Here is a 21,190-nt window from a genome sequence, read left to right as displayed (position 1 = left end):
AGGCTGGGCGGCCGCGGTCCGGCCGACTATGGCACTCGGTGCCATAGAAGCTGGACTGGGGCGAAGCATATTGGCACTGGGTGCCGGAGGAAAGGGATGCCGCCGGCGGCGCCCGGCCCGCCGCCGAGGCGCGACGTTCTGCCCGCCATGGACGGACGCTGCGCGGCGTTGGAACGATCTTCGGGGGTACGGTGACGTGGTGCACAACGGCGCGCCCCCGCAGGAGCCCAGGGCCTCGACCGGCCGGGCCGGCCGGCGGCCGGTGACGACCGCCGCCGAGCTGGAGCGGCACGCACTACTGATCTTCGAGGAACGTGGCTTCGACGCGACGACGGTCGACCACATCGCGGCCGCCGCCGGCATCGGCCGACGCACGTTCTTCCGCTACTACGCCTCCAAGAACGACGTCGCCTGGGGTGAGTTCGACGCCCACCTGGACACGATGCGCGCCGCGCTGGCCGCCACCCCGGCCGAGGTACCCGTGCTCGCCGCGCTGCGCCGGGCGATCCTGGACTTCAACACCTACCCGGCCGCCGAGGCCGACTGGCACCGGCGCCGGATGGCGCTCATCCTGCGCACGCCGGCGCTGCAGGCGCACTCGACGCTGCGTTACGCGGCCTGGCGCGCCGTCGTCGCGGACTTCGTCGCCGCGCGCACCGGCCGGGAGCCCGACGCGCTGGAGCCGCGGGCGGCCGCCTGGGCGTTCCTGGGCGTGGCGGTCGCCGGCTACGAGGAATGGCTCGCGCGCCCCGGCGCCGACCTCGGCCCCATCCTCGACCAGGCGCTGCGCCTGCTCACGGACGGACTGGCCGCGACGCTCTGAGGCCGGCCGCCGCGGTCAGCGGATGACCGGGCCGATGGAGGTGCTGGGCCGGGTGTCGGCGCGCTGGTCGACGACCGGGCCCGCCGGCCAGTCCAGCCGGACCGCCTCGCGGTCGTCCGGCGGGGTCACCAGGACGTAGGCGGGAGTGAACGCCGAGACGGACGGCGTGGCGGTGGCGACCGGCGCGTCGGCGAGGCCGGTCAGCGGCAGCGGGTCGGTCGGGGCGGCGGCGGGGACCTGCAGACAGGTCAGCAGGGCCGAGGCCGAACCGCCGGGCGGGAGGTACACGGTGGCGGCCCGCTGGTCCGCGCGCCGGGGCAGGTCATAGGTCTCGCCCGCGGCCGTCACCAGCGCCACGCCCGGGAACCCGAAGATCGAGCAGGTCAGCCCGTAGTGGTTGGTGAACGTCACGGCGAGCGCGAACTGGAGCAGCCCGGGGTCGGAAGGCGACATCACCACCGGGGTCCCCAGCTCGACGTCGACCTTCGCGCCCGTGCACCGGGTGTCGGTGATCTCCAGGTCGCCGGTGGTCGCCGAGCCGCGGGCCGTGGGCGGGGCGCTCGTCGACGGCCGGCCGGGCGGACTGGTGGTGACCGGCGCGGCGGCGGCGGGCGGCGAGCCCTGGATGTTGAAGCCAGTGTCCTGGGCCGGCTGCGAGCACGCCGCCAGGCCGGCCAGCGCGATCACCACGGCGGCGCCGACAGTGGCGGAGCACGAAACGGTCCGGCGGACGGCGGTGGCGTGGCCGCCGCCGGCAACCCGGCCGGCGCGCGCGGCGAACGAGTGCATCCGCGACCTCCTGGGCATCGCGGCTGCCCGGGGGCGGGGCCGCTGACCAGGGATTATTCGGCGCGACGCGGCCGTTCCCGGCCAACCCGGCGCGACTCGCCCGTCCGGGTGCGCGACCGGCCGTGGATGTCCGGTTAAGTCCGGCCGGCTCAGCCGGCCAGCAAGGGGCGCCTGGTCAGCGCGCGCCCAGGACGCGGTCGAGGCCCGTCTCGAACTGGTCGTCGAGGTCCGCGTGCAGGAAGGGCGCCGCGGCCGCGAGCCGCGGGTAGCGGGAGCGCGGCGGGTTCACGGTCGGCATCGGCGCGCCGACCCGGTCCGTCGCGAGGTTCTCCGCCAGATGGCGGGCCTCGACCAGGGCGTGGCCGACCACGAAGAACAGCAGCGTCTGCCAGAGCGCCGCCGCGTCCGCCTCGGACCGGCCGTCCGCGTGCAGCGCGCCGACGGCGTGCTCCATCCGGTCCCACCAGGAGCCGCTGCCCGGCGGCTGGCGCAGCACCGACGGGGCCAGCGTCGGGTAGCGCAGCAGCTGGCGGCGCAGCTGGCGCATGCTCTCGCGCAGGTCCGCGCCCGGGTCGCCGGTGGCGGGCAGCGCGCCCTCGCCGCGGATCATCAGGTCGGCGAGGGCGTCGAGCAGCTCGTTCTTGTTCTGGAAGTGCCGGTAGATCGCGGTCGGGTCGACCCCGAGCCGGGCGCCGAGCGCCCGCATCGACAGCGCGTTCACCCCGCCGATGTCGACGATCTCGCGGGCGCTGTCCAGCAGCACCTGCCGTGACAGCGTGCCGCGCGGCGTGCGCCGGCTGGCCGCCGCGCTGACGGTCACCCGCCCGCCCTCGGCGGGCCCCGTCTCGTCGAGGCCCAGGTCCTGCTCGTCCGACATGCCGCACCTTCCGCGTTGACGCGCCGTGGAGCCGATCAGGGTCATTGCCGATCAGGGTCAGCCGATCAGGGTCATTGCCGATCACAGCCACTGTAGACAACGATGTTGACAGCCGGGCGTCGCCCACCTGGCCAAGACACGCCCGGGGCCGGGCACCAATCAGCCGTCGCGGTTCGGCCGATCGGGTACACCCGAGCAGCCGGAGAGGAAGCTGGAGGGAGGAAGCCAGGAATGGATCCATGCCAGCGCCGCTTGGTCCAGGTGAGTGGGAGCACGGCCTGGCCGGGAGTACCGCGGGCCGGTCCGGACGGCACGTTGCCGGCAACGCCGGACCTAGCCGGCAGGATGGCCACGGCGACCCGCCCACGACGTGACAATGGAGGGACGGTGACCCGGCACCGTCCCGGAACCCGGCCAAAGGAGGCGCGGCTGCGCCGTCGGAGGCCCGTGAAGGTGCACAGGGGAGGTCTCGGCCATGCTCGACCCGAGTGAGCTCTACGAGGTCCACGGCGACCTGCCCGACCTGGGCCGGCCGGTGCTGCTCGAGGCGATGACCGGCGTGGTGGACTCGGGCAACGCGGTCCGGCTGGCCAGCGAGCACCTGCTGACGAGCCTGGAGCACGAGGTCGTCGCGACCTTCGACATCGACCTGCTGCTCGACTACCGGTCCCGGCGCCCCGCGATGACGTTCGTCGAGGACCACTGGGAGCACTACGAGGACCCGGTGCTCGCCCTCTACGCCCTGCGCGACCGCGCCGACACCCCGTTCCTGCTGCTCGCCGGCCCCGAGCCCGACCTGATGTGGAAGCGGTTCTCCACCGCGATCCGGGAGCTGACCCGCCGGCTGAACCTGCGGCTCGCGGTCGGCCTGAACGCGATCCCGATGGCCGTGCCGCACACCCGGCCGACGGGGCTGATCGTGCACGGCACCCGCAAGGAGCTGGTCGCCGGCTACGAGCCGTGGGTCCGCCAGGTCCAGGTGCCAGGCAGCGCGGGCCACCTGCTGGAGTACGAGTTCGGCAAGGAGGGCCGGGACGCGATGGGGCTCGCGGCCCTCGTCCCGCACTACCTCAACCAGACGGACTTCCCAGCGGCCACCGAGGTGCTGCTGACCTCGGTCTCCAAGACCACCGGTCTGATGCTCCCGCTGGACGGCCTGCAGTCGGCCGCGGCGACGGTGCGCGGCGAGGTCGACCAGGAGCTCGCCAAGGGCGGCGAGATGGCGTCGCTGGTGCACGCGCTGGAGGAGCAGTACGACGCCTACAAGCGTGGCAAGGAGTCCGGCGGCCTCCCGACCGTCCAGCCCGAGGACCTTCCCACCGCCGACGAGCTGGGCGCCGAGCTGGAGCGCTTCCTCGCCGAGCAGTCCGAGCCGGACGGCCAGTAGGCCCCGGCTCAGCGCAGCCCGTCGATGATTTCGGCGAAGGCGGCGAGGGGGGCTCGGGTATGACCGCTACGCGGCCCAGGGCGGCGACTGGGGCTCGGCCGTGACGTCCGCGCTCGCGGCCCACGACAAGGAGCACCTTGTCGGGATCCACCGGGTTGCGATTCGGCCGCCTCAGGCGACCCGGCCGCGGGTCTTCGTGCGGTAGGGACGGAAGCCGCGGGCGCGGTAGTTCGCCAGGGCGCGCCGGTGATCGAGGGTCGAGGTGTGCAGCCAGACGCGGCGGACGCCGTCGAGCGCCGGGTGGTCGAGGGCCCAGGCGAGCCTGGCCGCGAGCGTCAGCGCGTGGCCGCCGATCCCGGTGCCGACATGCTCGGGTACCAGGCCGAAAGAGACGATCTCCACGTCGTGCGGCGGGTGCGCCTCGGTCTCGACGACCCCGGCGACCTCGCCCTCGGCGCCGCCGACCCGCAGCAGGAAGCTCTGCCGGCGCGGGTCGGTGAACCAGTCCGCCCAGGCGGCGTCGTCCCAGGCGACGGACGGCCACCGGTAGGGGGTGCCGACCCGCACGATGGTCTCCCGCGTCAGCGGTCGGTCGGCGACCGCCGTCGGCATGAGAACCAGCTCCGGTGCGACCCGGCCCGGTCTGAGCTGGTCGGGGCTGGTCATCTCCAGGAACGTGATGACCTCGCCTCGGACCGGCTCCACGACCGCCACGGTACCCCTCCCCGATCAGCCCGCGGGGCGGCCACGGGACCGGCGGACCGACGCCCTCGCGCCGGCCAGCCCCGACGATGCCGGCCGGCGGCGGCCCGTGCCGCGCGCCGCGCCGAGCGAGCCCCGTCCGGCCCGGCCCGCGCCCCGCGCGGCGTCCCGCATCGCCGGACGAGGTGGCCCGAGCCGGCCCGGATCGCCCGTCAGAGCACCTTCGTGCCGTACATCTCGCCGAGCGGGTCGGCGATCAGCTCCAGCCGGGCGCCGTCGGGGTCGCGGAAGTAGACCGAGACCTCGGAGTGGGCCACATGCTCGACCCCGGCAGCCTGGAGCTTGCCGGCCAGCTGGCGCCACTGGTCCGGGGCCACCGAGATGGCGACATGGTGCAGGCCGCCGAGAACCCCGGCGTACGGGCCGAGGTCGAGACCGCGGAAGTCGGAGAAGGCGATCAGGCTGCCGTTGCCGATGTCGAAGAAGAAGTGCGACGAGCCGGCGTAGCCGCGGTTCTCGATCAGCTCGGTCAGCGGGAACTCCAGCAGCCCCTGGTAGACGGATCGTCCGCTCGACGTCGTGGCTGATCAGGGCGGCGTGGTGCAGCCCTCGGGCCGAGGACGGCGCTCGCTCGCCGCCCGGGGCCAGGTAGGTGGCCCGCAGGGCGGCCCGGGCCGCTTCCAGGGCTGGTAGGCCGCGGGCCACGGTCGTCGGCTCACTGCTCATGACTTGCCCCGATGCCCGGTCCGTCCCGGCCCGCCGCTGGGCCGGCGCCGTCGTGCGGCAGAACTAGTTGCCGTTACAACACGTTCCCGGGCCCGATGTCGGCAGGACGATGGGCCGGCCTGGAGGCACCTCGCACAGGTCCAGCGCCGTTCAGTCCTACGCCATGGCCGCGATATCCCCGGCCCAGTGACCACGCCGTAGGACTCGCGCCCGTCCGCGGAGAGCCTGTGGCGGGGCCTGACCTGGTTCTTACAAGACCCTTGCGAGCCGTTGGGTGATCTCTGCAAACGTGCTCCCTGTCGGGGTTGACCAGCCGGACGGCTGGCGGGCGAGGGGACGGGCTGATGCGACGGGGCGTGATGCCACGGCTGACGGCCGTGGCGGCGCTGGTGGCGGTCGCCGCCGGGGCGGCCGCTGCCTGCGGGCCGATGGACCGGCGGGCGCCGGTGGCCGCGTCGCCGTCGTCCGGGACGGCGCCACAGGCGGGGACGGTCAGCCACACGCTGACGGTCGACGGCCTGTCCCGCGACTACGCGATCCACGTCCCGGCCGGGACGGGCACCACCCCGCTCCCGCTCGTCGTCCAGCTGCACGGCGGCGGGGGCAACAACGTCAACATCGAGAAGCAGACCGGCTTCTACGACCTGGCCGACCAGGACCACTTCCTGGTGGCGAGCCCCGACGGCACCGGCGGCAGGGCGGACCGGCTGCTGACCTGGAACGCCGGCTGGTGCTGCGGGTCGGCGCTGAACAACAAGGTCGGCGACGTGGCGTTCGTCGCCGCCATGCTCGACGACCTCGAAGCCCACTACCCGGTGGACCCGCGCCGGATCTACGTCACTGGCTTCTCGAACGGCGCGATGATGACCTACCGGCTCGGCTGCGCGCTCGCCGGCCGGATCGCCGCGATCGCCCCCGTCTCGGGGGCCCTGGACCTCGACGGCTGTGCCCCCGCCCGCCCGGTGCCGCTGCTGGCGATCCACGGGACGGCGGACGAGAACGTGCCGTATGACGGCGGCAAGGGCTCCGACGAGGGGAAACGGTTCCCGTCGCAGAAGGACCGCGTCGACCGGTCGGTGGCGGACTCCGTGGGCTTCTGGGTGAAGAACGATGGCTGCCCGGCGGCCCCGGCCGAGCAGCGTTCCGGCAGCCTGATCCGGGCGGCCTACCGTCCGTGCGCCGGCGGCGCCGAGGTGGTCCTGGACACGATCGTCGGCGGCGTACACGCGTGGCCGGGCGGCCAGAAGATCCGGCCGAAGTCCGGGGAGCCCAGCGACGCCATCAACGCCACGGCCGAGATCTGGGCGTTCTTCTCGGCTCATGAGCTGCCAGGTTCCGCCCCCGGGAGCCCTGGGGCCGCCAGCCCCGCGACCGCGACCGGGGCACGGCCGGCCGGCCTGGTCGGTCTGCCACCCGCGGCGCGCGTGACGGAGCCGGCCAGCGCCGTGACGTAGGCGCGTGGCTCGTGCCGATTTGTCGGAGGCCCTGGTTACGCTGACCGTCATGGCTGATCCAGCAGCGACGGCGCTCACCCTGGACGCTCCCATCACGGCGGTCGTCGTGTACCCGAGGCAGGCCCGCGTCACCCGGCGTGGCGTGGTGACGCTGCCCGCCGCGGCGCCGGACGCCGCCGCGCCCACCGAGCTCACGGCGACGCTGGGCGGGCTGCCGCAGCAGATCGACCCGGACTCGGTCCGGGTCTCCGGGCGCGGGGCGGTCCGGATCCTGGGCGTAGAGGTGGATCTCGAGACCCGCGCCGCCACCGCCGATGCCACGCTCGCCGAGCTGGAGCAGCGGCTGCGCGTGCTGCGGCGCCGTGCCCGTGAGCTGGACGACGCCGCCGAGGCGGAGCAGGTCCTGCGCAGGTTCGTGGAGGTGGCCGGCCGCAACGGCGCCGCGGCGGTCGCCCGGGGCTGGGGCGCGCCGACCTGGCATGGCGGGCCGACGGAGGGGCGTGGGGATGTGCCGCCCCCGCCGGCCGCCGACGTCCCGAGCGCCGAGTCGCTGCGGCTCGCCGAGATCGGCGCAGCGCTCGGCGGGCAGCTCGCCGAGCTGTCCGGGCGCCGCCGCGCGATCGCCGAGCAGCAGGAGGACCTGAACCGCGAGATCGCCGCCGCCGAGGCCGCGGTGGCCAAACGCCAGGGCCGCGCCCGGCCACAGCAGGCCTACCGGGTCACCGTCGCACTGGAGCCCACCAGCGCCGGGGACGCGGCCGCCGGCGCCGAGGTCGAGCTGGAGGTCTCGTACCTGTCCCTCAACGCCTCCTGGTCGGCCCGGTACGACGCGCGCCTGGTCGACGAGACGGTGACGTTGACCTGGTTCGGGCTGGTCACCCAGTCCAGCGGCGAGGACTGGCCGGCGTGCGACCTGGCGCTGTCGACGGCCCGGCCGGCGCGCAGCAGCGGCCTGCCCGAGCTGACTCCCTGGTACGTGGACGTCGCCCGGCCGGCGCCCCTGCCACCGCCGATGGCCAGGCCGATGGCCGCTGCCGCCGCGCCCGGCACGCTGGCGGGCGGCTCGGTCCGCGCGTTCGCCGCCGCCGCGGCGCCCGTCGAGCATGCCGTCGCGACCGTCGACACCTCCGGGACGGCGGCCACCTACCGCCCGGCCCGGCCGGTGCCGGTGCCCGCCGACGGCCACTCGCACCGCGCCACGCTCGCGATCCTGGAGCTCGCGGCCGAGCTGGACCACCTGACGGTTCCCAAGCTGGCCCCCGAGGCCTACCTGCGGGCCAGCGTCACGAACGCGTCGGCGCACACGCTGCTCGCGGGCCCGATCGCGATCTTCCACGGGGCCGACTACGTCGGGACCAGCGCGCTGGACCAGCCCGTCCCGCCGGGCGCCGAGGTGGAGCTGCAGCTCGGCGTCGACGACCGGCTGGTCGTCGAGCGGGAGCTGGTCAGCCGGGCCACCAGCCGCAAGGTCGTCGGCAGCCTGCGCCGCACCGACGTCGGCTACGCGGTCACCCTGACCAACCACACCGGTCGGCCAGCCAGGGTGACCGTCCGCGACCAGATCCCGGTGTCCCGGCACGAAGGCGTGGTCGTCAGGGACTTCCACGCCACGCCGGCTCCCGGCGAGACCACGGAACTCGGCCAGCTGACCTGGCCGGTGGAGCTCGCCGCCGGGGCCACCAGGAAGATCGAGTTCGGTTTCCGCCTGGAGCACAACCGTGGCCTCGACCTGGCCGGCTGGGCCGAGTAGACCCAGCGGGCCGAGCGGGCCGGCCCGGCGTCAGACGAAGGACAGCCGGGGGAAGTGCTCGCCCGCGCCGAGCACGGGGCCGGCGTCGCTCGCCAGCACGCGTTCGAGGAGGGTGGCGTAGATGGACCGGAAGTCGGTGGTGGCCTTCAGGTCGCCGTCGTCGAGGCTCGTGAGGCTCGGCTGGTCGCCGTAGAAGCCGCCCCTGACCCGTGAGCCGAGGACGAGGACGGGCGCGGCGGTGCCGTGGTCGGTGCCGTTGTTCGCGTTCGCCGCGACCCGGCGGCCGAACTCCGAGTAGACCAGCGTCGTCACCCCCGCACCGTGCGGGTCGGCGCCGACGGTGGACTGGAACCGGGTGAGAGCCGCGTCGAGCTGGCCGAGCAGGCGGGCCTGGGTGGCTTTCTCCTCGGTGTGCGTGTCGAAGCCGCCGAGGTTCACCGAGTAGACCCTCGTCGGCACGCCGGCCCGGATGCAGGCGGCGACGACGTCGAGCTGCGCGCCGAGCTCGCCGGCGTCGGCTTTCGCCGTGGTGCCGGCCGTCCCGCCGCCCGCCGCGTTCGTCGTGGCCGCGGTCGGGTCGGAGCCGGCGTCGAGCTGGCCCGTCGGTGCCTGGGTCTGGTCGGACCTGGCGGTGAGGACCGGCGCCAGGGCGCCCGCGACGGTGAACAGGTCGGCGCCGGACGAGGCCACCCGGGCGGCGAGCGGCCCGTCCGCTCGGTCCGGCCGGTAGAGCAGGTGCAGCTCCTGGCCGAGCGCGCCCGCGGGCGCCTTGAACGACCCGGTCGGCACGGCCGCCGCGGCGGTCGAGGCGCCCACGACCAGCGGCGCCAGCGTCGGCCCGACGGAGATCGCGCGCAGCGCGGCGACGCTGCTCGCGGCCTTCGGGTCGGCCTTGGCCTGGGCGTCGAGCCAACGGCCCAGCCAACCTGTGCTCGCCACCGTGTCGGGGGAGGCGGTCTGCCAGATCGCCATCGACCGGAAGTGGCTGTGGTCGGGCTTCGGGTAGCCGACGCCGCGCACGATCGCGAGCTGGTGGGAGTTCCACAGCCCTCGCAGCCCGGTCAGCGCGGGATGCAGCGCCAGTCCGTCGCTCAGCGGCAGCGCGTCGCCGGCCGAGTAGGCGAGCTCGGGCCGGGCCGCCTGGTAGGCCGGGTCGCCGGCCGGGATCACCATGTTCAGGCCGTCGTTGCCGCCGTAGAGGGTGACGACGACGAGCACGCCACCGCCGGCGAGCGGCTGCTCGGAGGCCGCATGGTGCAGGTCCCGGTAGGTGAGCACGCCACCGCTGGCGGCGGCGGCGAGCCCGCCCGTCACCCCTGAGGCGATCAGGAACCGGCGTCGGTCGAACGGCATCGGTCTGTCCTACCTTTCCTAGACCGTCAGGTACTCGGGGGACAGCAGGCCGAGCGCGACCAGCCGGGCCGGGTTGCCGCCCGTCGCCGCGAGGGCCGCGCGGGTCCGGGTGGTCCAGCCGTCGACGGACAGCAGCTGGGCGACCGCGTCGGCGCGGCCGGAGGCCGGCTCGTCGGCGATCACCGACAGGTCCGCCGCTGCCGCCGCCGCGGCGGCGAACCTCGCGCGGACCTGGGCGGAAGCGGTCGTCAGCCAGGCCGCGTTCGACGGCCAGCCGCCGACGCTGGGCGGGTCGAACGGCACCTGGCCGAGTCCGACCAGGACCGCGAGGACCGCCTTCTGCTTCAGCGCGCCCTGGCCCGCGGCGGCGTCGGTCGCGGCGCCCGACCCGTCGGCGTCGGCCGGCGCGACGCGCAGGCCGAGGGCGCGCAGCACCCCGACGACGTACTCGACCGGTTGCGGCACGAGCTGGCCGCGGGTGGCCAGGAACCGCGGTGAGAGCAGCATCGCCCGGACGGCGGCGCCCACGTCGAGCGTCGGGGAGTAGGCCGCGAGCATCGTGGCCGCCGCCGGGTTCGCTGTCGGCGCGGTCGGGGCGGCGAACCTGCTGAACAGCCGGCCACACACCCAGCGGGCCGATGCCGGGGCGTGCGTCACCAGGGCGATGACGTCCTCACCACTGAGGTTGCCCGACTTCCCGAGGACGGTCTTCGTCCCGTCGTCGTGCTGCGCGGCGGCCAGCTGGAAGCCGGTCCGGGCCTTGTCGACCCGCCAACCGGTGAACGCCCGCGCCGCCTCGCGCACGTCGGTCTCGGAGTAGTTGCCGATCCCGAGGGTGAACAGCTCCATCAGCTCGCGGGCGAAGTTCTCGTTCGGGTGCTCCTTGCGGTTCTGGCCTGCGTCCAGCCAGACCAGCATCGCGGGGTCGTGCGCGGCCGCGAGCGTCAACGCGTCGAACCGGCCGGTGCCCTGCTGGCGGAAGATCTGGTTCTGGGCCAGCATCATCGCCGCCGAGCGCACCTTGACGATCGACGTGGCGAAATGGCCGTGCCAGAAGAACGTCAGCTTCTCGGTGAAGGGGGCGTCGGTCGCCGCCATCCGCCGCATCCACCAGCCGGCGAGCGTGGTCGCCTGGTCGCGGACCATCTTTGCGTAGGTGGCCCGCGCCTGGGTGTCAGCGCCGCGGGGGAGGGTCAGCGGGGCGAAGGCCGGCGGCGGTTCCAGCGGCACGGTCGCCGTGGCGCCGAGCAGGGCGTCGACGGTCGCGCCGTAGCCACGGCCGACTGCGGTGTCGAGCTCCGCCGGGCGGGCGCCGAACGCGGCCCGGCGGTAGAGGAACGCGAGGTCCGAACGAGAAGCCACGACGCAGAACATTCCAGCGGACCGTCAGCGGCCCGTGGCCGTCATGTTCGAGGACGGTAAGGGAAGGCGCGCGAGTCCGATAGGCCTCCCGTCGGCGGCCTGTCCGGCCGCACACTGGAGCGGTGGCAGCCCCTCCCTCAGCTCCCGGCCAGCCGCCGTCCACGCCGCCCACCGCCGGGCCGCCGGCCACGGCCGCGACAACCGACGCGCCCGCGCCCGCCGCCGGGCCGGCGCCACGCCAGCAGACCGGCCTGGTGCTGGTGGTCGAGGACGAGCCGCACATCAGCGACCTGATCCGGCTGTACCTGACCAGGGAGGGCTTCGGCGTCGAGGTCCGCCAAAACGGGGCCGCCGGGCTCGCGGCGGCCCGCGAGCTCGCGCCGGTCGCGCTCGTCCTCGACGTCCGGCTGCCCGGCCTCGACGGGCGCGACGTGCTGCGCGCGCTGCGGGCCGAGGAGAACTGGACGCCGGTGCTGTTCGTGACTGCGCGCGACGACGAGGTCGACCGGATTCTCGGCCTGGAGCTGGGCGCCGACGACTACCTGGTCAAGCCGTTCTCGCCCCGCGAGCTGGTCGCCCGGCTGCGCGCGGTGCTGCGCCGCGCCGGCCCGGAGCAGGCTCGGCCGGTGACGCGGACGCTGCGGGCCGGTGCCGTCCAGCTCGACCTGGACCGCCGCCAGGTCGCCGCCGCCGGGGTGCCAGTCGAGCTGACGGCTACCGAGTTCGACCTGCTGGCCGCGCTGCTCGCCCGCCCGGGGCTGGTCTACACCCGGGAACGGCTGCTCTCCCAGGTGTGGGGCTACCAGGCCGCGGCCGGTACCCGGACCGTCGACGTCCACGTGGCGCAGGTCCGGGCCAAGCTCGGGGACGTCTCCCCGATCCGGACCGTCCGTGGCGTCGGGTACACCGCCGATGCCTGAGCTGGGCCGGCGGGCGGGGCGGCGGCGACGCCGGCGCGGCGGGGGGCTCGGGTCGCGCACGGCGCTCGTGACGACGCTGGTCGCGCTGCTGGCCGTGATCATCACTGGGGCGATCTTCCTCGGGCAGCTCGGCCGGGTCGGTGAGGCGCAGGCCCGCCGGGCGCTCGGCAGGCAGGCCGACCTGGTCGCCGACCTGGCCCGCCGGCCCGGTGCGCTGACCGGCACCGCCCGCGACACCGAGCTGCGTGGTGACGTGGCTCGCGCCGTCGGCGCCCAGCAGATCAGCCTGCTGGTGCTCGATCCCGACGGTCTGGCGACGCTCGCCCTCGGCCCGGGTGAGGGCCGCCGGGTGCCGATGCTGACGGCGGGCACCCGGGCCCGGCTGGCCGGCACGGACGCGAACACCGACGTGCGGACCGTGGCGGGCCGCCGGGTCCTCGTCTCCACCCGGCCGCTGGCCGGAGGCAACACGCTGGTGCTCCTCCAGGACGTCTCGGCTGCCCGGGAGCTGACCACGGCCGAGAGCCGCCGGCTGCTCATCGCGCTGGTCGTCGCCCTCGCCTTGGCGACGGTCGCCGGCCTGGTCCTGGCCCGCCGGCTGGCCCGGCCGCTGCGGGCCCTCGCCGGTACCGCGCACGCGCTGGCCAGCGGCCGGCGCGACGTCGACGTGACCCGCGCCCTGCCGACCGGCGGACCGGTGGAGATCGCCGACGTCGCCGACGCGCTCGCGGGGCTCGCCGCGGCGCTCGCGACCAGCGAGGCGCGGCAGCGGGAGTTCCTGCTCTCGGTCTCGCACGAGCTGCGGACCCCGCTGACCGCGATCCGGGGCTTCGCCGAGGCGCTCGCCGACGAGGTCACCCCGGCGGCCGAGACCCCGCATGCCGGCCGGGTGATCCTCGACGAGGCGCTGCGCCTGGACCGGCTCGTCCAGGACCTGCTCGACCTCGCCCGCCTGGACGCCGACGACTTCCGGGTGGACCTCGCGCCGGTCGACCTGGGCCGGGTCCTCGCCGACGCCGCCGACGTGTGGCGGCGCCGGTGCGCGGCCGAGGGCATCCCGCTGCGCGTCGAGGCGCCGGAACCGGGCCGGCCGGTCATCGTCATCGCCGACGCGGCCAGGCTGCGCCAGATCCTCGACGGGCTGGCCGAGAACGCGCTGCGGGTCGTCCCAGCGGGCGCGCCGATCGTGCTCGCCGCCAGGGCCGAGCCGTCGGCCCGCGGCCCGGCCGGGGTGCTGGAGGTCCGGGACGGCGGGCCGGGCCTGACGGCCGACGACTGCGCGGTCGCGTTCGACCGCTCGGCGCTCTACGAGCGCTACCGTGGCCTGCGCCCCGTCTCCACCGGCCTCGGGCTCGCCCTCGTCGGGCGGCTCGCGGCCCGGCTCGGCGGCTCGGCCCAGGCCGGTGCCGCCGCCGAGGGCGGGGCCGCCTTCAGCGTCCGGCTGCCGCTCATCCAGCCCGGCGACGACGGTCCGGCGCGCCGGCGGGTCACCGGGCCGCACCGGGTGCTGGCGCTCGGCCCGTCCCGCGACGGCGCCTCCTGACGCAGGTTCCTGACGGAGAACGCGTGTGCTACTGGATGTAGCCCTCGACCTGGGCGATGGACGCGGGCTTGGCGTCGACGGGGTCCCGGCCGGCGGCGCGCAGCGCGTCGCGGCGGCGCAGCAGGTCCCAGCACTGGTCGAGGGACGCCTCGACGTGGCGGAGGCGGGCGAGCTCCTCCTCCGGGTCGATCGCGCCCGCCGCCCGTTTCGAGCGCAGGTCGTGCTCCTCGGCGACGAGCGCGTTGATCTGAGTGAATATCCCGTTGTCGTCCATGTCGTCAGCCAAGCACGCGCCGGCGGCTCGCGGCCAGACGCCCCGGCGCGACGGCGGCCGCACCGCCCGGCCGCGGGTCAGTCCGGGATCTCGACCGCGATCTCGGCGCCGAGAGAGAAGCCGGCCGTGAGCGGAAGGTCGTCCCCGCTCCAGAACCGGCCCGGGTCGTACCAGTTCGGCCGGCGGCCCGCGGGCAGCAGCCCCATCGCCTGGTAGGTGATCGCGACCACCTCGGCGCAGTAGGCGGTCTCCAGCGATGAGCCGCTCGCCTCGGTCAGGGTCTCCGGGCCGGGTGGGACCGCCACCGGCGGATCGCCGGCCGCTGCCGCGTGCGGCCGGCGTGCCCGGCCGAGCAGGCGCGGCCAGCGAGCGGCCCGGGCCGCGGGCTCGGCGGGTACCGCCTCGTCGGCCCAGCTCGGGACGACGCCCGGCCGCCCGGGGTCGTCGGATCGCGCGCCGTCGGAGCCGGGCTGCCAGCCGGACGCGGCGAACCAGGGCTCGGCCGCCGGATCGTCCAAGCTCCGGTCCGCGTCCTCGGCGACGCCCGCGGGCCGGTGGTGGTGGTTCGGCGCCCGGCCGAGCAGCCACCGGCCGGCGAGCTGGGCGGTCGACGGGAACGGGGTGCCGTCAAGCCGGGCGACGATCCGCAGGGCGGCGTCCTCCGCCTCCCGGGGGACCTCCGGCTCCAGCTGGCGCAGCCAGGCCCGCTGGTCGTACCGCTGGCCCCACTGCTCGACGGCGGCCCGCAGGTCGTGCAGCTGGACCCCGCGGTGGCGGCCGCCGGTCCACCGGTCGGGCAGGGACCGGCCGAGCTCGGCATGCCAGATCATCGGCGGCATGTCGTCGAGGACGAGGGCCATGCCGACATGGTTGACGGGACTGTTCGTGAGCGTCTGGATCGCCCGGTCGGCCGCGGTCCGCCCCCGGAACAGCCACAGGTCGCCGGTGCGGCTCGCTTCCACGGCCGCATCCAGGCTGACGGGCATGGCGCACATAACGTCCAGACTAGGCCGACGTGGGCGGTGACCGGGGCGAGTCGGCCAAGGCCTCGGCAACTGCGGCCCGCGACTGGACTTTTCTGGGGCGGACGCGGCCTCGTCCTGCGATGGCCCACTCAAGACCGGCGGATTCGACTTAGCCTGAGGTATGCGTGTGTGGAAGGTGCTCGGGCTGGCCGGAGTCGTCGGCGTCGCGGCGACGGGCGCGATGGTCGCCCGCGCCGAACGGGCCCGCCGGTCCTACACCCCGGAAGAGATCCGCGAACGGCTGCACGGCCGGTTCGCCGGCAGCGCCGCCGAGCCGGCGCCGGACGGCACTGGAGCGCCTGCCGGTGCCGAGGACGCCCGCCGCGCCCGCCCCGACGCGTCCTGACGGTCCGTCGAGGGCCTGGCCCGCACGAGCTGGCCCGCCGCCTGCCACGGCGACCCGGCGGGGAGCGCGTCCGCCGGCGCGTCCGCGACCCCGGGCAGCTCCGCACCAGCCGGGGGCCGACTGGGAGACCGTCGACCCGGTGTCCGCCGGTCTGGACCCGAGCGTCCTCGCCGATCTCGCGAGGACCGCCGAGACCGGGAAGTCGAACTGCCTCCTGGTGGTCCGCTGGTGGTCCGCGATGGGAAGATCGCCGGCGAGTGGTACTTCCGGGGCATGAACGCGAACGCCGAGCAGGACGTCCTTCTCGGCGACGAAGTCGGTGACGAGCACCCTGACCGGCATCGCTCAGGACGACGGCGACCTGAAGATCACACAGGCCGCGTCGACGCGGATTCCGTCCTGGCGGGGGACACCGTCCGCGGCCGTCACCGTCCGTGATCTGCTGAGCAACGACTCCGGCCGGCAGTGGAGCATCGATCTCGACTACAACCAGCTCATCCGGGCCCGGGACAAGACAGCCTTCGCCGTCGGGCGCGGCCAGGCCGAGGCGCCCGGCCAGGTCTGGGCCTACAACAACTCGGCGATCCAGACCCTGCAACAGGTGCCCCAGGGCGCGACCGGCCAGGATCCGGCGGCGTTCGCCCGGCAGCGGCTGTTCACGCCGCTCGGCAGGACCCGCACGTCGATGTCGCACGACGGGGCCGGCAACACGGAGATGTTCACCGGGGGTGCACAGCACCTGCCGCGACCTGGCCCGGTTTGGGCAGCTGGCCCTCGGCCACGGCGTCTGGCACGGCAAGCAGATCGTCTCCGCCGACTGGCTGCGCGCCGCGACCGGGACGTCCTCGACCCAGCTCAACGCGGCGTACGGCTACCTGTGGTGGCTCAACCACGAGGGGCTCGTCGGCAACCCGCTGGTCGCCACGGACCTGTCCCAGGTCGGCAACCAGACGTCCAGGCAGGGCCGGCTCGTCGCCGGCGCCCGGGACGACATGTTCTGGGCGACCGGTCTCGGCAGCCAGGTGGTCCAGGTCGACCCGGCGACCGACACCGTCGTTGTCGGGCTCGGCACCCCCGATGCCGTCCCCAGGCCGCCCACCTTCGGCCCGGCCGAGGCCAGCCGCGTCGTCACCCAGGCGGTCACCGGCGCGGCGAAGCCGGCCACCGGCGGATAGCGCGTCGTCCGGCGACTCGCCCGCGTCGCGTTCGAGAATGCGTGGCAGTACGCTCCGGCCGGCCGGCCGGAAGGCGGCGCTGATTTCTCGGAACGGCGTACCGTGCCCGCGCTGCCGATTGTGGCGAACGGGCGCCGTGAAGCGGCATAGGGGGATGCTGGTGGATATCGGAGACCTCTGTGAGATCGAGGCTGTCAAGCAGCTCAAAGCGCGCTACCTGCGCCTGGTCGACGAGAAGAAGTGGGACGAGTGGGCCGACGTGTTCACGCCGGACCTCGACGCGTGGATCGCGGACGTGCCGGATGAGCGGTTCAGCACCCGCGAGCAGTTCATGGAATTCATCCTCCGGGCCATCGGCGCCGGGCTGACTGTTCATCACGCCCACATGCCCGAAATCGAGATAACCGGGCCGGAGTCGGCCCGCGGAATCTGGGCGATGAACGACTACGTGCGGTTCACCGGCGACGGCGGAATGCTGGAGATCGCCGGGAGCGGCCATTACCACGAGGAATACCGCAGGTGCGCCGACGGGCAGTGGCGCATCTGCAGGCTGCGGATCACCCGGCTGCTCGGCATGGTCGACGAGCTGATGAGGCGCGGCGTGGTCGAGCAGCCCGCGGTGTCGATCCCGCAGGGCCGTGCCGTCGGGGTCGACGAGAAGCTCGTGGAGCGGTGACCGAGCGACGGCTCCCGGGCCGGCGGCGCGACGCCCTCGCGGCGAACCTGGCCGACCTGGTGATGGTCGCCATGACCCAGTGGCGGTCCTGGCTGGTGCGCCAGGTGCCGCCGGCCCGGCCCGCCCGAGTGGCGAGCCCGCCGCGGCCGCGGCCGCGGCCGCCGGAGCGCCCGCCCGTCCCGGCGTCCGGCGGCGCCGGGCGGGACTCCGGGTAGCCGGCGCGGGCCGGCGTCGCGACCGTCCACGCGACGCCGGCCTGCGCGGCCGTGCCCTCTCCGTGCCCTCCGTGCCAGCCACGTCCTGGCGCGGTCTGGCCGCTCTTGGCGCCGTAGGGTGTCCATTGGGTCGGTTCGGGTGCTGGCGGGCGAGAGGATGATCGCGGTGACGGATGCCACACGGGTGCGGACGCAGCAGGACAGGCCGCCGGAGCAGGGTCTGGGCGCCGCGGCCGGCCCGCTGGGCCACGACGTGCTTGACAACGTGATCTGGACGGCGCTGACCGGTCCGCAGGCGGGTTTCGCCGACCGGTCCGACCGGGCCGGGGCCGCGCGGGCCGCGCAGTTCCAGCCCGAGGTCGCGCCGTTCGCAGCGATGGCCGGCGGGCCGGGGGAGTGGGCCTGGGACGACCTGGCGGCCGTCGTCGGGCCCGGCGGGGTCGCGACGCTGTTCTTCGTCGAGGACGCTCCACCGGCGGGCTGGACCGTGCTGGACCGGATCGGCCTCGTCCAGATGGTCGCCACCGCCGCGTTCACCGACGCGCCCGAGCCCGCGGCCCGGCCGCTCGGCCCGGCCGACGTGCCCGCGATGATCGAGCTGGTCGAGCGCACCAAACCCGGGCCGTTCCGCTCGCGCACCGTCGAGCTGGGCTCGTACCTCGGCGTCTTCGAGGGGGACACGCTCGTCGCCATGGCGGGGGAGCGGCTCCGGGTCCCCGGCTACACCGAGATCAGTGCCGTCTGCACGGACCCGGCCCTGCGCGGCCAGGGCCTGGCCACCCGGCTGATGCGCGCGGTCGCGACCGGGATCCACGCCCGGGGCGAGACGCCGATCCTGCACGCCTCGGCGCTCAACGTCAACGCCATCCGGCTCTACGAGCACCTCGGCTTCGTCACCCGTGTGGTCACCAACTTCCAGTTCGTCCAGGCCCCAGCCCTTCCCGAGCAGCGGCCCGCGGCGGACGTGGACCCGGACCCGGATCACGACGACGAGGATGAGCCGTTCGTCCGCAGGGGCGAGTGCGGCTAGCCGGCCGCGGCCGGCGGGTACCCGCGGGGGAGACCGGCGCGTAGCGTCCGAGAGGCGTCCGGACCTCCGCGCCGGGCGGGGAGGTGCGTCGTGGCGCGCAAGGCACCGGTCAGCGATCCGGCGGACGACGCCGACGCGGCGCACGAGCCGGCGAACTGGGCGGCCGGCGTCCCCGGGGTGGCCCACGCACTGGCGCAGTCCTGGGCACAGATGGGGGCGCGCCGCAGCCTGACGACGCTGCGCCTGCTCAACCAGGCCGACGGCTTCGACTGCCCCGGCTGCGCCTGGCCCGACCCGGGCCCCAGGCACCGCGCGCACGCCGAGTTCTGCGAGAACGGCGCCAAGGCCGTCGCCGAGGAGGCGACGCTGCGCCGGGTCACCCCCGAGTTCTTCGCCGAGCACAGCCTGACCGACCTGGCCGGCCGGTCCGGCTACTGGCTCGGCCAGCAGGGCCGCCTCGTCGAGCCGATGCTGCGCCGGCCCGGCAGCGACCACTACGAGCCGGTGAGCTGGGCCGACGCGTTCGACCTGGTCGCCGCCGAGCTGACCGCCCTGGAGCGCCCCGACCAGGCCGTCTTCTACACGTCCGGGCGGACCAGCAACGAGGCCGCGTTCCTCTACCAGCTGTTCGTCCGCGCCTATGGCACGAACAACCTCCCGGACTGCTCGAACATGTGCCACGAGTCCTCGGGCAGCGCGCTGACCGAGACGATCGGCATCGGCAAGGGCTCCGTCACCCTGGAGGACCTGGAGAACGCCGACCTCGTCCTGGTCGTCGGCCAGAACCCGGGCACCAACCACCCGCGGATGCTGACCTCGCTGGAGAAGGTCAAACGGCGCGGCGGCTCGGTCGTCGCCGTCAACCCGTTGCCCGAGGCGTCGCTGATGCGGTTCCGCAACCCGCAGAAGCCGTCCGGGATCGTCGGCGCCGGCACGGCGCTGGCCGACCAGTTCCTGCGGATCCGGGTGAACGGCGACCTGGCCCTGTTCCAGGCGCTGTCGCGCCGGCTCCTGGACGCGGAGGACGCCGCCCCCGGCGCCGTGCTCGACCATGGCTTCCTGGCCGCGCACACCGCCGGGTTCGACGCGTTCGCCGCCCACCTGCGCACGCTCGACGAGGCCGACGTCGCCGCCGCGACGGGCCTGGCCGCCGCCGAGATCGACGAGCTGGCCGGCCGGGTGCTCGCCGCCGAGAAGATCATCGTCTGCTGGGCGATGGGCCTCACCCAGCACGCCAACGCCGTCGCGACCATCCGTGAGGTCGTGAACTTCCTGCTGTTGCGGGGCAACATCGGCCGGCCCGGCGCCGGTGTCTGCCCGGTCCGCGGCCACTCCAACGTCCAGGGCGACCGGACGATGGGCATCTGGGAGAAGATGCCCGACGCCTTCCTCGACCTGCTCGGCGCCGAGTTCGGCTTCACGCCGCCGCGCCACCACGGGTACGACGTCGTCGACGCGATCCGGGCGATGCGCGACGGGCGGGCGACGGTGTTCGTCGGCCTCGGCGGGAACTTCGTCTCCGCCACACCGGACAGCGCGGTGACCGAGGCGGCGATCCGGTCCTGCCGGCTCACCGTGCAGATCTCCACCAAGCTGAACCGCTCCCACGCCGTCACCGGCGCGGCCGCGCTGATCCTGCCGACGCTCGGGCGCACCGAGCGCGACGTCCAGGCCGCCGGCCCCCAGGTGGTCACCGTCGAGGACTCGATGGGCTCCGTGCACGCCTCCCGGGGCACGCTCGCGCCCGCGGGCCCGCGGCTGCTGTCCGAGGTGGCGATCATCGCCGGCCTCGCGGCGGCGACGCTGTCCCGGCGCGACCAGGCCGCGGCCGGCCACGCGGACGTCGACTGGGCTGGCCTCTCGGGCGACTACCGCCGGATCCGCGCCCACATCGCGAACGTCATCCCGGGCTTCGACGGCTACGAGGAGAAGATCGCCGAGCCCGGCGGGTTCCTGCTGCCGCATCCGCCGCGTGACGCGCGGGAGTTCCGCACCCCGTCCGGCCGGGCGGTCCTCACGGTCAACGAGCTGTCCGTGCTGCGCGTCCCGCCCGGCCACCTGCTGCTGCAGACAGTGCGCTCGCACGACCAGTACAACACCACGATCTACGGCCGTGACGACCGCTACCGCGGCATCCGCAACGCCCGCCGGGTGGTCCTTGTCAACCCCGAGGACCTGGCTGGCCTCGGCCTCGCCGACGGCTCGCGCGTCGACCTGGTCGGCGTCTGGACGGACGGGGCCGAGCGGCGCGCGCCGGGCTTCCGCGTCGTCGCCTACCCCACCGCGCCCGGCTGCGCCGCCGCCTACTTCCCGGAGACCAACGTCCTGGTCCCGCTCGACTCGACCGCCGAGCGTTCCAACACCCCGACGTCGAAGTCGCTGGTCGTCCGGCTGGAACCGCGCGACGAGCGCTGAGCCGGCGGGTTCTGAGGAACTCCTCGACGGACCGCTTCCAGCACGCGGCCTGCAGCGGGTCCGAGCCATCGATCGGCCGGCTGCGGATGAGGAAGGCCGCGCGCTGGACCAGCTCGCGCGCCTCCTCGTTGGTGATGGTGATGTCGTCGGTCAGGATTGACATCGGTCCCTCCCTGGGACTGTCTCGGTCGGCCGCGCGGCCGCCTCGACATCAACCCTCCGGCACCCCGGCCGGGCTTACGGAACCTGACACAACCGGCCAGGGGCCGGGCCAGACGGGCGCACCGCCACGTTCGTCGCCACCGCGTCAGCCACCCTCGTACGTGAGATCCGCCGGCTCGGGGCGAC

The 21,190-nt window shown here is 74.9% G+C and carries 21 protein-coding genes and 1 pseudogene; 14 read left to right on the top strand and 8 right to left on the bottom strand.

What is annotated here, in order from left to right:
* Positions 1-196: 196 nt before the first annotated feature.
* Entirely contained in the window at positions 197-823 is a 627-nt protein-coding gene (mftR, locus tag FRADC12_RS01460; protein ID WP_045875253.1) for a mycofactocin system transcriptional regulator MftR, read from the top strand.
* Between the two features lie 15 nt (positions 824-838).
* Here the strand turns inward: mftR and FRADC12_RS01455 are convergent, their stop codons facing one another.
* Together FRADC12_RS01455 and FRADC12_RS01450 are read right to left on the bottom strand one after the other, a co-directional pair.
* Positions 839-1,612, bottom strand: coding sequence for a DUF4232 domain-containing protein (locus FRADC12_RS01455; RefSeq protein WP_045875252.1), 774 nt, complete (start codon positions 1,610-1,612; stop codon positions 839-841).
* Positions 1,613-1,787: 175 nt separating this feature from the next.
* Complete coding sequence (locus tag FRADC12_RS01450) at positions 1,788-2,489, bottom strand: TetR/AcrR family transcriptional regulator (protein WP_084010386.1); 702 nt, start codon at positions 2,487-2,489, stop codon at positions 1,788-1,790.
* A 475-nt stretch (positions 2,490-2,964) separates the two neighbouring features.
* On the opposite strand from FRADC12_RS01450, the gene FRADC12_RS01445 reads away from it, so the two are divergent.
* A complete protein-coding gene (locus FRADC12_RS01445; RefSeq protein WP_045875251.1) occupies positions 2,965-3,876 on the top strand; it encodes a PAC2 family protein in 912 nt (303 codons plus the stop codon).
* Between the two features lie 171 nt (positions 3,877-4,047).
* On the opposite strand, the gene FRADC12_RS01440 is transcribed toward FRADC12_RS01445, so the two are convergent.
* Together FRADC12_RS01440 and FRADC12_RS34735 are read right to left on the bottom strand one after the other, a co-directional pair.
* Positions 4,048-4,590 (bottom strand): GNAT family N-acetyltransferase, encoded by a 543-nt coding sequence (locus FRADC12_RS01440; protein WP_157488662.1) that lies wholly within the window; start codon positions 4,588-4,590, stop codon positions 4,048-4,050.
* A gap of 200 nt (positions 4,591-4,790) precedes the next feature.
* Positions 4,791-4,955 carry a VOC family protein gene (locus FRADC12_RS34735; RefSeq protein WP_232303539.1) on the bottom strand — a complete coding sequence of 55 codons (165 nt, stop codon included), beginning with the start codon at positions 4,953-4,955 and terminating at the stop codon, positions 4,791-4,793.
* A 12-nt stretch (positions 4,956-4,967) separates the two neighbouring features.
* Here FRADC12_RS34735 and FRADC12_RS34730 point away from each other — a divergent pair, with 12 nt between their 5' ends.
* The 3 genes from FRADC12_RS34730 to FRADC12_RS01425 all read left to right on the top strand — a co-directional run bounded on the left by FRADC12_RS34730 (position 4,968) and on the right by FRADC12_RS01425 (position 8,508).
* Positions 4,968-5,165, top strand: coding sequence for a hypothetical protein (locus FRADC12_RS34730; RefSeq protein ID WP_232303538.1), 198 nt, complete (start codon positions 4,968-4,970; stop codon positions 5,163-5,165).
* Between the two features lie 498 nt (positions 5,166-5,663).
* Positions 5,664-6,758 carry a CE1 family esterase gene (locus FRADC12_RS01430; protein ID WP_045878922.1) on the top strand — a complete coding sequence of 365 codons (1,095 nt, stop codon included), beginning with the start codon at positions 5,664-5,666 and terminating at the stop codon, positions 6,756-6,758.
* A gap of 49 nt (positions 6,759-6,807) precedes the next feature.
* Entirely contained in the window at positions 6,808-8,508 is a 1,701-nt protein-coding gene (locus FRADC12_RS01425; protein WP_045878921.1) for a DUF4139 domain-containing protein, read from the top strand.
* A 30-nt stretch (positions 8,509-8,538) separates the two neighbouring features.
* Here the strand turns inward: FRADC12_RS01425 and FRADC12_RS01420 are convergent, their stop codons facing one another.
* Together FRADC12_RS01420 and FRADC12_RS01415 are read right to left on the bottom strand one after the other, a co-directional pair.
* The gene (locus FRADC12_RS01420) at positions 8,539-9,861 is read right to left on the bottom strand and encodes a DUF1501 domain-containing protein (protein ID WP_045875250.1); all 1,323 of its coding nucleotides are present in this window, start codon (positions 9,859-9,861) and stop codon (positions 8,539-8,541) included.
* Positions 9,862-9,879: 18 nt separating this feature from the next.
* A complete protein-coding gene (locus FRADC12_RS01415; RefSeq protein WP_232303537.1) occupies positions 9,880-11,223 on the bottom strand; it encodes a DUF1800 domain-containing protein in 1,344 nt (447 codons plus the stop codon).
* A gap of 122 nt (positions 11,224-11,345) precedes the next feature.
* On the opposite strand from FRADC12_RS01415, the gene FRADC12_RS01410 reads away from it, so the two are divergent.
* Positions 11,346-12,143: a response regulator transcription factor gene (locus FRADC12_RS01410; protein ID WP_232303536.1), complete on the top strand. Its 798-nt coding sequence runs from the start codon at positions 11,346-11,348 to the stop codon at positions 12,141-12,143.
* A complete protein-coding gene (locus tag FRADC12_RS01405) occupies positions 12,136-13,686 on the top strand; it encodes a sensor histidine kinase (RefSeq protein WP_045875248.1) in 1,551 nt (516 codons plus the stop codon). Before FRADC12_RS01410 ends, FRADC12_RS01405 begins: the two co-directional genes overlap by 8 nt.
* Before the next feature lie 28 nt (positions 13,687-13,714).
* Here the strand turns inward: FRADC12_RS01405 and FRADC12_RS01400 are convergent, their stop codons facing one another.
* Together FRADC12_RS01400 and FRADC12_RS01395 are read right to left on the bottom strand one after the other, a co-directional pair.
* Positions 13,715-13,960 (bottom strand): DUF2630 family protein, encoded by a 246-nt coding sequence (locus tag FRADC12_RS01400; RefSeq protein ID WP_045875247.1) that lies wholly within the window; start codon positions 13,958-13,960, stop codon positions 13,715-13,717.
* Between the two features lie 77 nt (positions 13,961-14,037).
* Entirely contained in the window at positions 14,038-14,946 is a 909-nt protein-coding gene (locus FRADC12_RS01395; RefSeq protein ID WP_232303535.1) for a hypothetical protein, read from the bottom strand.
* Positions 14,947-15,106: 160 nt separating this feature from the next.
* Here FRADC12_RS01395 and FRADC12_RS01390 point away from each other — a divergent pair, with 160 nt between their 5' ends.
* From FRADC12_RS01390 to FRADC12_RS01365, 7 genes and pseudogenes are all read left to right on the top strand, one after another.
* Complete coding sequence (locus FRADC12_RS01390; RefSeq protein ID WP_045875245.1) at positions 15,107-15,331, top strand: hypothetical protein; 225 nt, start codon at positions 15,107-15,109, stop codon at positions 15,329-15,331.
* Positions 15,332-15,650: 319 nt separating this feature from the next.
* A pseudogene (locus FRADC12_RS34725) lies at positions 15,651-16,136 on the top strand (serine hydrolase); the annotation flags it as partial.
* Positions 16,060-16,506, top strand: a complete 447-nt coding sequence (locus FRADC12_RS34720) for a serine hydrolase (RefSeq protein WP_052710626.1) — start codon at positions 16,060-16,062, stop codon at positions 16,504-16,506. The pseudogene FRADC12_RS34725 and the gene FRADC12_RS34720, both read left to right, overlap by 77 nt.
* Before the next feature lie 160 nt (positions 16,507-16,666).
* The gene (locus tag FRADC12_RS01380) at positions 16,667-17,182 is read left to right on the top strand and encodes a nuclear transport factor 2 family protein (RefSeq protein WP_052711237.1); all 516 of its coding nucleotides are present in this window, start codon (positions 16,667-16,669) and stop codon (positions 17,180-17,182) included.
* Positions 17,179-17,397: a hypothetical protein gene (locus FRADC12_RS01375; RefSeq protein WP_045875243.1), complete on the top strand. Its 219-nt coding sequence runs from the start codon at positions 17,179-17,181 to the stop codon at positions 17,395-17,397. The genes FRADC12_RS01380 and FRADC12_RS01375 overlap by 4 nt, the downstream gene beginning before the upstream one ends.
* Positions 17,398-17,563: 166 nt before the next feature.
* Complete coding sequence (locus tag FRADC12_RS01370) at positions 17,564-18,427, top strand: GNAT family N-acetyltransferase (RefSeq protein WP_052711236.1); 864 nt, start codon at positions 17,564-17,566, stop codon at positions 18,425-18,427.
* A 90-nt stretch (positions 18,428-18,517) separates the two neighbouring features.
* Positions 18,518-20,842, top strand: a complete 2,325-nt coding sequence (locus FRADC12_RS01365) for an FdhF/YdeP family oxidoreductase (protein ID WP_045875242.1) — start codon at positions 18,518-18,520, stop codon at positions 20,840-20,842.
* Positions 20,843-21,190: the final 348 nt, after the last annotated feature.

It is taken from the genome of Pseudofrankia sp. DC12 (assembly GCF_000966285.1).
Taxonomy (GTDB): domain Bacteria; phylum Actinomycetota; class Actinomycetes; order Frankiales; family Frankiaceae; genus Pseudofrankia.
Note: the sequence above shows the minus strand (reverse complement) of the source record. Positions and strands in the feature narration are given on the sequence as shown.